The following is a 14,866-nucleotide window of genomic DNA, read 5'->3' on the forward strand; positions in this document are numbered from 1 at the left end:
ATCTTCAAGTCAATTGATAGTGTCAAAAATGAAATTGAGGATATGAACTATCTGAAAAGGGAATTGTTCTATCAGTCTGGAGTTTTACCTTCAAGATTGGATGATGAAGATTTCTTTGAGCTACTGAAAGTTCAAAAAGCTAAGAGTCGTGAAGAACGACCACTTAGTCCAACAGAAGCCCATGCACGGCTTCGCAATATGTGAGGGAAGGAGGTAAAAGATGGCTAATAGTAATGACATTCAAAGTACGATGTCGACTAAAATTCAGGTCGATACGCAACAGGCCGGAGAAGAGGTCGCTAATTTAACTAATAAGTTCAAAGACTTAACCTCTAGCTGGAAAGCTGAGGAAGCAATGGCTAAAGCTAGTGGTGACGCTATCGGTGCTGCTAAAGCTCGCTATCAAGGATTATCAGAAACCCTTGAAGTTCAGAAACAAAAGGTTGAACAGCTTAAGCGTGAACGCCAAGACATGCAACAGACGATCCGTGAAAGCGCAACTGTTACTAAGGAGCAAACCGATGATCTAAATAAGCTGGATCGACAGTTAGCTAGTGCTTCAAATAAGTTGAACAGCTTGTCTAATCAACAAGAACGGGCTAAGCGTTCCTTTGAATATGCTAGTTCTGGGCTAAAAGAGTTAAAGAATGAGTATTACAACAGTAGTCGAGCAATTGATTCTAATGTTGAACAGCTACGTGCTGAAGGACAAACTGCCGAAGCACAGAAAGCTAAACTGTCTGGTTTAAAAATTTCCCTTGAGAATTTAACTAAACAGCAAAAAGCGGCTAAAGAGCTTGCTGATTCTGTCGCTCGTGACGAAGGTAAAAACTCAACCGCTTATCAACGACGAATTACCGACTATAACAAAATTAGTGCTGCAATTGCGAAGACTAAGACCGAAGCAGAACAGCTTTCCAAGTCACTTAATCCGCCACGTACTACTGCATGGGATACTTTTAAAACTAAAATTCTTGATGTAAATGGTGCTGAAGAAAGGGCTGCAAAAACCGGACAAAGGTTTAAAAGCGTTTTCTCCGGTGCCTTTTTAGGTACTTTAACCGCTAATATCTTGCCAGCAATGCAGAATCAGTTGCACCAGATAACGACAACGGGGATGCAAGCTGCACAGGCTGGAATGGCAATGGAAGCACGTTGGAAGAATGTTGGTTTGTCAGCTTCTGGAATTAAAGAGTTGCAAACTCAGGTAGGGCAGTTAAAGACGAACACTAACTTATCAGCACAGGCAGTTAACCAACTACAATCACGTTTTTATGGGATGACTCATTCTGTAAGTATGACTAAGCAGTTAACTCAAGGTGTTGGTAGTTTGTCTGATCAGTTAAAACTATCAGATAAACAAGTCAATGGTTTTGCTAGTGGCTTAAGCCGAATTGAAGGTTCTTCTAAAGTAACTTCTAGCTCTTTAGGGCGTTTGGAAAAACAGGCACCTGGTTTAATGACCGCCTTATCTAAGGCTAGCGGTATGTCTCAGGACGCTTTCCAAAAACTAGTTGCTTCTGGGAAAATGACAACCCAGCAGTTTAATCAGTATTTAGTCGAAGCCTCTAAGAACTATGATAAGAATTCTAAAAGTTTTAGTGCATCTGCTAATGGTTCAATGCATAAATTGCAAATGGAGTGGGCCACCACTCAAGCTGCATTGGCAAAACCACTAGTTAAGGTTGAGGCGACTGGATTAAACCAGTTAAGCGCTGCACTGGAAAATAAGGATACTCAACGAGGACTACAACAGTTAGCAACTGGAATGGCTACATTAGCAGTTAACGCTGCTAAGGCGTTGGCGGTTATGGCTCGTCACCAGACAGCTGTTAAAGCTCTTGCTGTTGCTTTTGGTGGATTAGTTATTTCAATTAAGGCCTTGCGTACCTTTACTTCAACGGTCATTATGTTTCAGCAATTTACTAAAATTGTGAACGGCTCTTCATTAGCTGCGCGAGCATTTGGTGTAGCCCTTCGATTTATGACGGGACCGATTGGCATTGCGATTACTGTGATTGCTGCACTGGGTGCCGCATTCGTTGCACTGTACAAACACAACGCTAAATTTAGAGCGTTTGTTAATGGTATTGGCAAGCAACTCAAAAATATGGGTAAAAGCTTTGTCAATGCTGGTCGAGGTATATTAAAGAGTGCTGATAACTTACATAAGAAGTTATCAAAGGGCTGGTCTAACTATTGGCGACAACGACAAAGAGAACAGCAACAAGCTCAAAAACGAGAGGATCGTTATTGGGATAGTGTTCGGAAGTCAGCCACCAAGGGTTGGAACAACTTTGTAAGAAGTGCTCAAAGCGGTGCTAAACGAGTTAATAGTGCTTACCAGTCGATGAATAGCTGGACTTCTAAGCAGCTTAACAACATGGCTCGTAATCACCCGCGTACATTTGGCAATATGTATCGGTTAATTCAAGACCGTACACGCGTTTGGCACGATGTTGTTAGTGGCCACTGGTCTGATTTAGGTCGTGATACTGGACGCTTAGCTTCTGATGCATCAAGGACCAATCGTTCTATCTTTAAGTCAATGTATGACGATATTAACGATAAAACAGACGGTGGACTTGGAAGAGTTGTTAGTTCTTGGCAAAGCCATATGTCTTCAATTGGAGATGCCATTAAGTCAGCTGCTAAACATGCTGCTCAAGCGATGGCTGATTTAGCTAACCTTGTTTTGAAACCATTTAAGATCTTGATTGATGATATTCAAGGCGGGATTAACTGGATTCTTGATAAGGTCGGTGCTAGCAAGTTAGGCGGTAGTTGGTCGGCTGCTATTCCAACATTTGCTACCGGTACTGCTGGTAACCCAGACGGCTTAAAGAAGTCAACTATTGGCATGGTGAACGATGGTCAAGGTAGCCATTGGCGTGAACTATATAGTTACAAGGGTCATGTTGGCGCGTTTCCTAACAAACGGAACTTCATTACTTATCTTCCTAAAGGAATGTCAATTCTCAATGGAGAAGATAGTCATAAGTTAATGAACATAATGGGGATTCCTCGTTTTGCAAATGGGCTTGGTGGCGGATTCACTGCATTCTTTAAGTCAATTCTTAAGGATAGTGACGCTTTACTTGAACACGTTCCTGATATTTTGAAACACCTTATCGACTTTGTTAAGTCAGTTTTTGACGATATGATTACTGGTCATATTAACAGCAATATCAAATTTGCTAAGTCATTGATTGAAGGTGTTCCACCATACATTGCTACTAAGATGGCAGAGTGGATCAAGAAACAATTCCAAGAATTAGCTAATCCTGGTGGTTCTGGAGTTGCTCGGTGGCGTCCTTACATTGAGCGAGCAGCTAAAATGGAAGGTATCAATCTAACACCTACTATGATGCGCAAAATGCTCACCCAAATTAATACTGAGTCCAAAGGTGATCCCAGAGCCATTGGTGGTACCGATGGATTGTCAGATGGGCACGCCACTGGACTACTCCAATTTAAGCCTGGAACATTCCGTTCGTGGATTTGGCATGGCCACGGGAATATTATGAATGGATTTGATCAAATCCTTGCTGCTTTCAATGCACTGCAACATGGTGGTGAAGGTGGCTGGGGATCCTTTGGTATTCCCGGACGTGGCTGGGCTAACGGTGGCCTAATCAGTACCCACGGAATGTATGAAGTTGGTGAAGGCAATAAACCAGAGATGATTATTCCATTGTCTGCTTCTAAGCGTTCTCGTGCTTACCAATTGCTCTCTGAAGTAATGGCCCAATTCAAGTATGAAGATAACAACGGCTCTGAGACACATTCAAGTGGTGGACTATACGACAAACAAGATTTCGTTAACGTTCAGCGGCTTATTGATGAATTGAATAATGGTATTAAAACCCTGATTTCTCTGCAACAGACACAGATTGCTGTTACAAAGGCTCAGGGTAAATTTGATCCACATCAACAATATATTCAACAAGCTCAGGCATTGAGTATGAAACTACAACAATACTAAGGAGGTAAGACAAATTGAGCGACCCTAAAATCTACCTGAAGGTTGGCAATGAAGATGAAATCTGTTTAACAGACAAAATCTCTGGTCTTACTTACTTAGGTCAGAGCGATTCATCATCTTCGCCACAGATAACTAATAATTATCAACAAATTTCTGGATTAGATGGTTCCCAGTTTCTCAATCAGACCTTCGATAAGCGCACAATCAATGAACAGTTTTCCCTTGACTTCATGGATTATGAAGATTTGGTAGCAACTAAACACGAGATTTATCGACTGTTTGCCAGTCGCCAATTAATCCGGATTAGGCATTCGGATAATATGGCTAAGTGCTACTTTGCATACCCGTTGGCATTTGATATAGCACCGTTTGAATCAGGAACCAATACAGCAAACTTTACGATTCCGTTTGATAATCCATCCGGCTATTGGTTCTCAGTTAATCGGAGTGATAAAGTGCATGACTTTGATGGGTCAGATGTGGCATTTGCGTTAGGTTTTCCAAATGAAAATATTGGTAACTATCAATATGATTCTTTGAATTTCAACGTCTACAACCCGTCAGATATTGCAATTGACCCTTACTTTGAACATCACGACATGAAGATTAAATTTTCATTCAATGGTGGGGGCTTTAATCTGAAAAACAATACCAATAACACGGGATTTAACTATAAGAAATCTTATAGCGGACAGTTAACCTACGATGGCTTGAACGTATATAAGAATGATGGGGCTTCTACTGACGACAATATGAATGAGAACAGTGACTATGGGACGATTACACTTGCTCCAGGTAATAACTCATTCACTGTGTCGGGCTGTTCATCAGCTAATATTACGTTTAGTTTCCCATTTATCTACTTGATTTAGGGCGGTGATTAATATGAAAAATGATTATTCATCGAACGGGAAAGTAATTGTGTATGACCATAGCAACTTTAATCATCACGCTGCTTTAAAATCATTTTTACCTGATTCTTTATATTGGACCGTAGCAGTAAATGGCGATTATACATTGTCATTCACTGCTTATGATGATGGCTCAGAAGCCTTTTCCATGTTGACTGGTCAGAACGTGATTTTAGATCATGGTGAGTTTTTTGTAATTAAGCAAACTTCTGATACTAAGGCTAATGGTGGAACTGCACTACAAATATCTGCTTCACAGGTATATACAGAACTATCTCGTCACCGTATCGCAACTGATGTTTATGACCCCGATGCACAACAAAGTACGGTTCCTACTGATTCGGACCAAAATAACCAATCAGATCAAATTGCATTGGACGGTACGGCCACTACGGTTACTCCCGACAAAATTCTTCATTACTATATTGGTAATGCCAATGGTCAAAACGGCTGTGGTATGAAATGGGCAGTACATGGTAATTTCAATGCTCAACCAGTTGTGTTTGAGGCAACAGACGTAAAATCGGGGATTAGTAAGATTACCGAGACCTGGACTGATGCAGTTATTTATCCGCATGGTTATTGTGTTGATGTCTATACTCATGATGAGTTCTATAAATCATACGGGCACCGGATTGATTATTTACATGACACATCACAAGTGCAATTAGATACTGATACAACAGTAATCGTGAATCAAGTTAGAGCAGTAGGTGCGACTTATTCTTCAAGTGGTACTGGAACAGCGGACACAGGGCTTCCCAACGGTGCCTTGGGTGCTGGTTCAGGAGCTGTTGCTGCTGATGCACGAAAGTATATTGGTGTTCCATATGTCTGGGGAGGTGCTGGCGGAGCACGTGGCGGTAATCCTTATAGTGGTATGGATTGTTCTAGTTTCGTGTCACAAGTATATAAGGATTTTGGCATTAACATACCTGCTTACACAGTCGCAATGGAGTCAAGTTTTCACGAGATACCATACAACCAAGTGACGACTGGGGATGTTGGCTTTTATGGCCCTCATGGTGGTACTCACCATATTTGTTTAATGTTGGACCATAATACAATGATTTATGAGCCACAACCTGGCGAGAAATGTAAAACTGAACCGGTAAATTATTATCGTCCGTCTTGGTTTGCCCGTAATGATCAAATGGCAGCGGTCGTTGCTAAGTCATCAGATGATAGTGGTACAGCTACGACTGAGACTTATAACGATACCAGCGCTCAATATTACTTCCAACCATTCATAGTTAGAGATAAGGAATCTATCAAGCGTTGGGGAATTTTTGAAGGCGAAGATGTTACTAATGACACAATAACTGATGCAGGACAAATGAAAGATTATGCTCTGAAGCAGATGGTGCCTAATCCTTCAATCTCCATTACTGTTACTAAAATTACTAATGAAAAGCCAATCATTGGCGAGAAAATACGATTAGAGATTAAGCCAATTAATTATGTGACATTTGTAAATGTGACAGGTTTTACTTGGTATCCATATAGTAATAGCACCGCTACTACGATTAATCTAAACAGTAATCCTAAGACTATTTTGGACTACGATGCTTCATTCCATAACTCAACGGAAAAAACAAGCACGATTGTTAATAATTGGCAAAAGATGACTTGGACTAAGCAGGAGGTGAGAACATTTGGCGAAAACATCCAAAACGCAGACAGTGATCTTGACAAAGGAAAGTCAACTCAACCAACTGGATAATATTGGTAGTGTATTGATTTATCCCAGCAAGGTTGACACTAAAAGCTTAATTAAAGCCGTACAAGATAAGAATTTAGTAATAAACTCCATTGTCGAGTACGATCCTGATAATGCTTATACTGCTAAAAATTTAAGTGACCAAGGCTTTCCAAATGGCTGTTATTTAGTAGTTGATGTAACCACTAAAGTTGAGCCAACAAAGATTATTGGCAATTTTAGTTTAGCCTTGCAGATGGGATATCGAGCCGCAACGATTTTGAATTCAAGCGATTATACGAAAGAAGAGCTAAGTCAATTTAGTTCAGCGCAAATTCATGTAATTAATCGTTCATTAATTAAAGATGATTGCTTTGATGACCCTGAAATGTTGACTAGTCGAAATGTTGCACTTGCCCGTGATTACACAAATGTTGATGATACCTTGACTGAAGGCGCCTATGTTGGAGTTAACAAAGATACGTCTGGTCTTGGTGGTGGTCAAGCGTTTGGGTATTCTACTAATGGTAAGAACTTTTATTCAGTAATTACGCCTAAAGGAATTATCTTCCGGCAAAACGATGCAGATCGTCTTTGGCGATTATTGAAGCTAACTCAACGAAGCGACATTGAATCTACAGTTAATGATTCAGTCTCAAAAGAGATAGAAGCTCAAAAGCCACTTATTGATGGGGCTAAAGAAGTTGCTCAGACTGCAGTTGATACCGCTAATCAAGCAATTGCTAATTCTAGGGTTAATTCAGAAGCTATTATCAACATCAATTCAGCCGCAAGCGCAGCTAAGAGTGATGCTCAGAACGCTACTAATATCGCTAATGCGATGAAGTCGAGCGTGACCGATCAGCTCAAGAACTTGGATAGCACTAGCAAAGAGTTAGATAATGCTCGATCAGAAATGACTCAGTATGCTAAGACCGCACAGGATCAAGGCAAAGACATTGCTGATCTAAAAAAGTCCACTGCAGAAATCACAGCGGACGTTGCTAACACCAAGGGTGATGTGGCCGAGTTAAAGATCAATGCGAGTGCTACGGCAGTCATGGCATCAAACAACAAGAGCGATATCACTCAATTGCAAGTCACGGCAAGTAACGCCTCAATCGACCTGCAAAACGCCAAGTCAGATATTGCTTCGTTTAATGCAACGGCTAACAAGATTAATACTTCGATCAAAGATCAAGATAATCGGATCAGCACCGTTGAGCAGACCGCTAAGGGCATTCAGGCCACCATTGGTAATCAACAAAACGATATCAACACCATCAAGCAAGAAGCCACTGGTATGAAAGAAACGATCACCAACAACCAGAAACAACTCACGGAAATCAACACCAGTGTTGACGGACTGTCGACTAAAGTCGCTGGTGCGGTCGGTAAGGATTTTGTTGAGTCTTCGATTAAGCAGGCTAACGACAAGATTAATGAGTCGATTACGTCAATCAATGGTAATATTCAAAATATCACGGCTGATCTGAACGGGGTTCAAGCCACCGTGAAGAACAAGGCTGATGTGAGTCAAATCACTCAGCTTACCAACTTAATCAGTACAAAGGTTAATCAGGATGACTATAAGAGTGCTATCACACAGCTTGGTGACGATATTAACGCTCGTGTGCAAAAGGGTGACCTAATCAGTCAGATTAACCTAGAAGCCGGACAGACGTTGATTCAATCGAAGAAGCTTTTCTTAGATGCCGATTCGGTTGTCTTCTCTGGGAAAGCTTTTATTCCTGATGCGGCAATTGCTAACCTAAGTTTGGATAAATTGACAACGGGGCATTTAACCGTTCCGATTGCTGATGAGTATGGCAACCAGATTGAGATGGGTAATTCTGGGATTGATCTTATATCGGCTAGTGAACCGATCAATTATGCTTCATCGGGAGGGACTTCTAATGATAAAAGTACATTTAGGCTTAACTTAAGTTCGAGTGGTATTTCATTCACTAACCGGATTGAGTATGGTGATACGTCACCACACAATAATAAATTTGATGATTATCAGTTTGTTAATTTACAACCTGATATACTTCATGCATCTGATGGAGATACTGATATGGTAACTATTCCCAGCGGAATGACAATGTATATACCAGTTAACTATTCTAGTGACTTAGGGCCAAAATCGCCCGGTGGATTTTTTGCTTTAGGACATGAAATAACTAGTGAAGCTAATGGTACCGATAGGGGCGTTGATATTGCTTACGTTACTAAAGAGATTAATGGTTGGGAGATGGGACTACACGTTAGAACACCAATGCATATTTTGCCACCCGGTGCCGATCACGGCATCCGAACAACATGAGTTAGCTGGTCTAACTGGGATAATGGAGAAAAATACCCAGCCCTTGTTCAAGAAGGTTCAAATTGGGGAGGAATTGCCTTTCCCAAATCTGGACGGGTAACATTGTTTGATGCCAATGGACGTTACTACACTCCTGATAGAAATACAGGAATTGGCCCTTATAACAATTACGGAGGATCATAATGCAAAAGACAGTAGTGTTAACCGATGAAGTCAAGAACTCTGATGAACGAGTGATTGCTCAGATGCGGGTAGTCCTTAACGGTGATGGTTCAACGCCTAACGTGATGACAATGGGGACTGATAACCCAGTTGGCTATAACGATGATGGCACACCGATTTTTCCAGATGTCGATAGTAGCTTACTTAAGTCAGCTCAACAGCAGATGATGGCACAGGCAATTCAAGTTCAAAAGGAATTGACTAAGGAAAATGGCGGTGACCCATCTAAGGTTAATGTGATTGGTGCTGAGACTGAAACGAAGGCAACACCCACGCCGCAACAGACGATTCAAGCTTCGATGATGAAGAGCATCGCATCATTACAAGCTCAGGTATTGCAATTAAAGAAGGAGACTAATAAAGATAATGGAAACTAAGGATGTATTAACCAAGTTAGCAATCCGTAATGCTAACCTTGAAATTGAGATTGCTACATTGCAAACACAAAACGATGAATTAAAACAGAAACTAGCTGATTTGGAAAGCGACGACAAGAGTTCACAGAACAAGAAAAAGTAGGCGATTAAATGGCAACTGATGTTATTAAACAAATATCACAGTACAAATATATCTACTTTGGCTTTGACCCAGCAGGTGAAAATAGTTCTAATCCATGGAAAGCTACTCCAGTATTGAGTGGTTCAAATGATGCGATTAACTGGAATGTGATTGCAGAATTTCCACAATTAGGAAATTTACGCGATGGCAATATCGCTAAGTACAATGATTACTACTGGATTACCGGGACGACCGGATTGTACCGCACTAAGGACTTTCAGACGTTTAAGTCGTTTGACGTATCATTCTTACAGCGAGATGGTTATACCGACATCTGGGCCCCAGAGTTCTTCACTGATTATAGTGATAACTGGCACTTGGTTTGGGGCGCGGTATCCGATTCTCGACACGTTTATGTAGCAGACTTTGACCCTGAAACGGGTGAAGTTACTAATTCATGGCAGATGGTTAATGAAGATCATGGAATGGATCCTCATATCTGGAAGATGAATGGTAAGTATTACCTATCAATTGATGCTTATTGGTTGTATGAAGCTGATTCATACATGGGACCATATACATTGATTAAGAACAATATCGAACACTCAGACGAGAATGGTAAAACAATCTGGTATGAAGCCGGGGAAACCTTAGTAGATGGTGACACCATCTACTTCTACTGTGATCACATTACCGGCTCAGTTCCTGGAGTTGCCGATTCTGGTCAGATGGTTGTACAGACCGCTAATATTCACGACCTTAGCAAGTGGACTGGTCCGCAAAATGTAACCTCAAGTATTAACATGCGTCACGGGTCATTCTTAAAAGTTGAATCAGGTTCCGATGCAACGGTCACTAAAGTTAACTTGACTCACGTTGATAAGCCGTTTGATCTCGGCAGCAATACCAAACATAACTATGAACAGTGTCTCTCTGCAATCAACACAATTTATAACCGATTCGGTAAGCTGCTAGGTGACGATGTAGGTGCTAAACCAGATCACTTGCAACTGCGAAGTTCCGGATTGGACCGTAATGCCTGGTTGTATATTGTTCATGTGTTCGACCAGCTAGAATTAGAAATTAATAAAGCCGTTGGAGTATTTCGCTCTAACGGCTTTGCTAATATTCGGACCAAAAAGGATTTTGATTATATTGAACTAGTTCGACCATTGAATTTGATGATTGATACCAGCTATCAAACTACTTTGAACAACAACTGGGATCAAGTTCAGACTACTTTAAATGATTTACTGGCGGTTCTTACTAAGTTCCACGTATAGAAAGGAGATAAACAATGGCTTATAAAGATTATTTAGAGGTCGACATTGAAAAACCAGTCTCGACTTTTGTCGACTTAACTAATTACTTCCAAGCCAGGGTGGGTGACGCTAGGGCTTACTGCAAGCTTCATATTAAGTCGGGCAGTAATTCTGTCGATATGACAAACCATAAAATGAGATTTTATGGCAAGGACAGTAACGCCACCCCATTTACGGCAGCTGGTGGTTTTGATGATGACCAACCGGGTGATGACCGACAATTAGGGTTAATTACCTTTTACTTTCCAGAAGGGATTTTCCAAAAAGAAGGTAAGTGGCAAGAAGCCTATTTCAAGATTCAAGGCGAAGACGGCTCTGATATTTCAACAGTTAACTTAACCTTGAATGTTTTACCAAGTCAGGTTGAAATGGGAATCAGTGTTCGGCCATTTATTCCGGAATTGGAAAAGACCCGAACTAAAATCAATCAGGCTTTACGGGAAATGAACGCTCAGCAATTGTTGAATCAAATTGAATCGATGAAAACAACTGTTGGAGCTTACACCGACTTGATTGAGCAACACGCTGTGCTTAACAAGCCGGAAACGGTTGATTTAGTTAGCGGAATTGTTAACCCATTCCGTCAACAATTAACTAGTCAGATGGACTCATTAAGTTCCAGCGTTACTAGTCAAATGAATGCGGTAAAAGCAGATGTTACTGCTCAATTAGAGAAAAATAAAGTTAGATATGAATATTTCAGCGGTACTATGCTTAATGGATGTACTGGCTGGATTGGTGGCTGTCTGGTATATATTCAAAATATCGCTATTGGATTCATCATGGGGTGGACGCATTTTCCCGAGAAGTCTTGGAAAAACATTAATTTTGCCACTAATCCACTAGCATCAAAAGTGGACTTTTCAAACTTACCAGCGGGAGCAACTATTATGATGATGCCAGCAGGAACACAAGCTCGGCGAGCAATGAAGTGTGCGCCTGACGAAAAGAGTGGCTTTCAACAAATTGGCTTATGGAACTCTGAAAATGACTATAATTCAGAAGTCTATGATCCTGCCGCTGATTTTACCTATGAGTTCTCATTTGTTGCCAGTCCTGATCAACTAAAGTAAGGGGGCTAAATAATGAATAACGATGTGGTTACAGCATATGTCTATGACACGCTTGATAAGAATAAGCTCATTGGGACAATTAAGGTCCCACGTGGCTCTGAATTACTGGTCGGCCAAACTTATATCAAACCTGCCGATGGTCTGTATGGAACTCCAATGTTCGATGAAGACCAGCTACGATGGTTTGGAATGAGTAAGGAAGAGTGGCTGAAGTCCGATCATTTAAATGGTGGGGAACCAACCAATACGCCAAGTCCACAACAACAGTTAATGGCTAGCTTAATGAAAACTAATGCTGATTTACAAAAGCAAGTTAAGCTACAAGTCACGGTCAACGCAACGATGATGAAGAGTATTGCTGAGCTTAAATTAAAAACTAAGTAGGAGGTAATTACATGGCTAATGATGTAATGTTTAACTTTTATAAGTCCTATTATGAAATGGGATTGTTTACGGCAGATGATATTAAGCTGTTTGCAGAAGTCAATGATTTGACCCAAGAGCAAGCTAATCAAATCCTTCAACCAGCAGCATAAAGAAAATACATAGTCGCCATAGAAAATCACAATACATAAATAAAGCGTACGAAAGCGTTAAAAATTTAACGCAATCGCACGCTTTTTGTTATGGGCGGCTTTGGGAAAGGAGACAAAATGAGAACACTTGTATTAGATGATGACTGGGGCAAGTGGAAGTTCGGTGATACGGATGCTGTAATGACATTCACACCAAAGACCGATGACAATACCCTTAGTTATGATAACAACGTGTTAACTTTTAAGATCGCACAAGCTGACGGTCTCAACAGTGGGGACTATATCGCTAGTGCTCCGGGTCATGTTGCTAGCAACAGCCAGGATGTGGAATTAGATACGTCTGATTTAGCACAATTAGAGCCTGGTACCTATGCGGTAGAACTCTGGATTACTAATAGCATAACGAGAAAGACTCAGGTCTACCCATCTGATTCATATTGCTTTTTCACCATTGATCAGAACACGATGGGTGTAACTGATATTAGTAACATCTCAAATAAAACACTTCAAGCGGTCTATGCTGACTTGCTCCAAAAGGTCAATGCTTTTAAGCAAGGGGTAGCTGGTGAGGATGGGGTAACCCCTAAATTGGTTGCTGGTACTGTTACTAAATTACCATCTGACGCTCAACCAACCTTCTTATTAACACCACTATCGACTGATCCGAATACCTATCGGATTGATTTAGGCTTACCAGCGGGACCAAAAGGTGATAAGGGAGACAGCATAAAGGGAGATAAAGGTGATCCCGGTGATGATGGAGTTACTCCTCATATTGACAAAGCTACTGGTGATTGGTTCGTTGGTAGCTTAGATACGATGGTCAAAGCCCAAGGGCCAGCTGGAGAAGTACCTGATATGAGTCAGTTTGTCAAAGTGGATGCGCTGAATGATCAACTAACAGCAATTAATGCTGCAATTAAGTCACGAGTTACTAGCGATCAGTTGCAAGCCGTTGCAGACGCTAACGGTCAAACGTTAAGCAAGCTAAATAGCTTAATTAATAGTCTTTCCAGCGCATCTGTTTCAACTTCACAGAGCAATTCAACTAGTTCTAGTAGCTCCACTTCGCAAAGTATGAGTTCTAGTAGCTCCGCTTCAACCTCAACCAGTGCTAGTGCTTCGCAAAGTATGAGTTCTTCGATTAGCTCTAGCCCATCCGCTTCACAGTCAATTAGTGCTTCGGCTTCAACCAGTTCCAGCATGAGTTCATCGTTAAGCGCTAGTGCTAGTCAATCAGCTTCCGCAAGTGCTCCAACCAGTACTTCACAAGCTAATAGATAGAGGGTGAAGAAATGAATTGGATTACACCACATTCTTTCTTATCTCTTAATTGGGATGAATGGGCTTCAATCATTGCTATTCTAACTGCAATTGCGTTGATACTTCGCTGGTTAATTAGCAAGGCTGATGTGCAACTTTTTGGACCGATTCGAGAACAATTAAGTGATGTTAATGCTGGGCTAAAAGAGTTTAATCAACGCCAGCGAAAGGCAGAATTACGACTTGAGAATGGTGATAAGAAGTTTATTCGGCATGATGAAGAACTGAAGGATCATGAGCGAAGAATTACTAATTTGGAGGAACGAAGATGAACGAGATTATTAATGCAATTCCTGAATATGTAATTACGTTAGTCGTTTCAACGGCCATTGTGTATGCATTTAAGTATTTGGAAAACTTGATTCATGCTAAGGCATTACATGCGAAGACCGCTCAATCAAAGGAACTGTGGAGCTTTATTGAACAAGTAGCTGACACAGCGGTTAGTTCACTGGTTAATGCTCAGATGTCTGGCAATGACAAGTTCAATCAAGCAATTACGATTGTTCAAGACGTCTTGGCTAAGCGTGGTTTCACTAATGTTGATGTCAAAGCAATTGAATCAGCCGTCCAAGCGGCTTATGAAAAGTCAGACTTAACTGGTAATGATACTGCTGACTCTGTTAAGGTTGCCATTCAAACGGCACCTAACCGGGCTAACGATTTGACAAAGGAGGATGATTAGCAATGGCATTGTATACAGTTGATGTTTACTCTGGAAGTTCCGACAGCATTATTCAAGATTCACACGCTGATGGGGTCATTGTTAAAGCTACTCAGGGTACCAGCTATGTTAATCCTTGTTGTAATCATCAATGGGACTTAGCCGGTCAACTTGGTAAGTTGCGAGGATTATACCACTACGCAGGTGGTGGCAATCCAGAGAGTGAAGCCCAATATTTTATCAACAACATCAAGAATTATGTTGGTTAAGGAATCCTTATTCTTGACTGGGAATCATACCAAAACTC

Annotated in this window: 14 protein-coding genes; all 14 read left to right on the forward strand. The window is 41.0% G+C overall.

The window, feature by feature from the left end:
- The first annotated feature begins 220 nt into the window (after nt 1-220).
- The 14 genes from PRK60_RS02715 to PRK60_RS02780 all read left to right on the forward strand — a co-directional run bounded on the left by PRK60_RS02715 (nt 221) and on the right by PRK60_RS02780 (nt 14,828).
- The gene (locus PRK60_RS02715; protein ID WP_273646264.1) at nt 221-3,985 is read left to right on the forward strand and encodes a tape measure protein; all 3,765 of its coding nucleotides are present in this window, start codon (nt 221-223) and stop codon (nt 3,983-3,985) included.
- A gap of 14 nt (nt 3,986-3,999) precedes the next feature.
- The gene (locus tag PRK60_RS02720) at nt 4,000-4,857 is read left to right on the forward strand and encodes a phage tail domain-containing protein (RefSeq protein ID WP_273646265.1); all 858 of its coding nucleotides are present in this window, start codon (nt 4,000-4,002) and stop codon (nt 4,855-4,857) included.
- A 13-nt stretch (nt 4,858-4,870) separates the two neighbouring features.
- Nucleotides 4,871-6,619, forward strand: coding sequence for a phage tail protein (locus tag PRK60_RS02725; protein ID WP_273646266.1), 1,749 nt, complete (start codon nt 4,871-4,873; stop codon nt 6,617-6,619).
- Nucleotides 6,552-8,921, forward strand: coding sequence for a hypothetical protein (locus PRK60_RS02730; RefSeq protein ID WP_273646267.1), 2,370 nt, complete (start codon nt 6,552-6,554; stop codon nt 8,919-8,921). The genes PRK60_RS02725 and PRK60_RS02730 overlap by 68 nt, the downstream gene beginning before the upstream one ends.
- 182 nt (nt 8,922-9,103) lie before the next feature.
- Entirely contained in the window at nt 9,104-9,520 is a 417-nt protein-coding gene (locus PRK60_RS02735) for a hypothetical protein (protein ID WP_180959996.1), read from the forward strand.
- The gene (locus PRK60_RS02740; protein WP_180959995.1) at nt 9,510-9,662 is read left to right on the forward strand and encodes a hypothetical protein; all 153 of its coding nucleotides are present in this window, start codon (nt 9,510-9,512) and stop codon (nt 9,660-9,662) included. Before PRK60_RS02735 ends, PRK60_RS02740 begins: the two co-directional genes overlap by 11 nt.
- An 8-nt stretch (nt 9,663-9,670) precedes the next feature.
- Nucleotides 9,671-10,924 carry a glycoside hydrolase family protein gene (locus PRK60_RS02745; protein ID WP_102168980.1) on the forward strand — a complete coding sequence of 418 codons (1,254 nt, stop codon included), beginning with the start codon at nt 9,671-9,673 and terminating at the stop codon, nt 10,922-10,924.
- 14 nt (nt 10,925-10,938) lie between these two features.
- Entirely contained in the window at nt 10,939-12,036 is a 1,098-nt protein-coding gene (locus tag PRK60_RS02750; protein WP_102168979.1) for a BppU family phage baseplate upper protein, read from the forward strand.
- A gap of 12 nt (nt 12,037-12,048) precedes the next feature.
- Entirely contained in the window at nt 12,049-12,420 is a 372-nt protein-coding gene (locus PRK60_RS02755; RefSeq protein WP_273646268.1) for a hypothetical protein, read from the forward strand.
- An 11-nt stretch (nt 12,421-12,431) separates the two neighbouring features.
- Nucleotides 12,432-12,572, forward strand: coding sequence for an XkdX family protein (locus PRK60_RS02760; protein ID WP_102168977.1), 141 nt, complete (start codon nt 12,432-12,434; stop codon nt 12,570-12,572).
- Between the two features lie 117 nt (nt 12,573-12,689).
- Nucleotides 12,690-13,856: a hypothetical protein gene (locus PRK60_RS02765; RefSeq protein ID WP_102168976.1), complete on the forward strand. Its 1,167-nt coding sequence runs from the start codon at nt 12,690-12,692 to the stop codon at nt 13,854-13,856.
- Nucleotides 13,857-13,867: 11 nt separating this feature from the next.
- A complete protein-coding gene (locus PRK60_RS02770; RefSeq protein WP_102168975.1) occupies nt 13,868-14,167 on the forward strand; it encodes a hypothetical protein in 300 nt (99 codons plus the stop codon).
- Nucleotides 14,164-14,580, forward strand: coding sequence for a phage holin family protein (locus PRK60_RS02775; RefSeq protein ID WP_216972301.1), 417 nt, complete (start codon nt 14,164-14,166; stop codon nt 14,578-14,580). The genes PRK60_RS02770 and PRK60_RS02775 overlap by 4 nt, the downstream gene beginning before the upstream one ends.
- A gap of 2 nt (nt 14,581-14,582) precedes the next feature.
- A complete protein-coding gene (locus PRK60_RS02780) occupies nt 14,583-14,828 on the forward strand; it encodes a GH25 family lysozyme (RefSeq protein ID WP_273646269.1) in 246 nt (81 codons plus the stop codon).
- The last annotated feature ends 38 nt before the right edge of the window (nt 14,829-14,866 follow it).

Source organism: Limosilactobacillus portuensis, from assembly GCF_028607025.1.
Classification (GTDB): Bacteria; Bacillota; Bacilli; order Lactobacillales; family Lactobacillaceae; genus Limosilactobacillus; species Limosilactobacillus portuensis.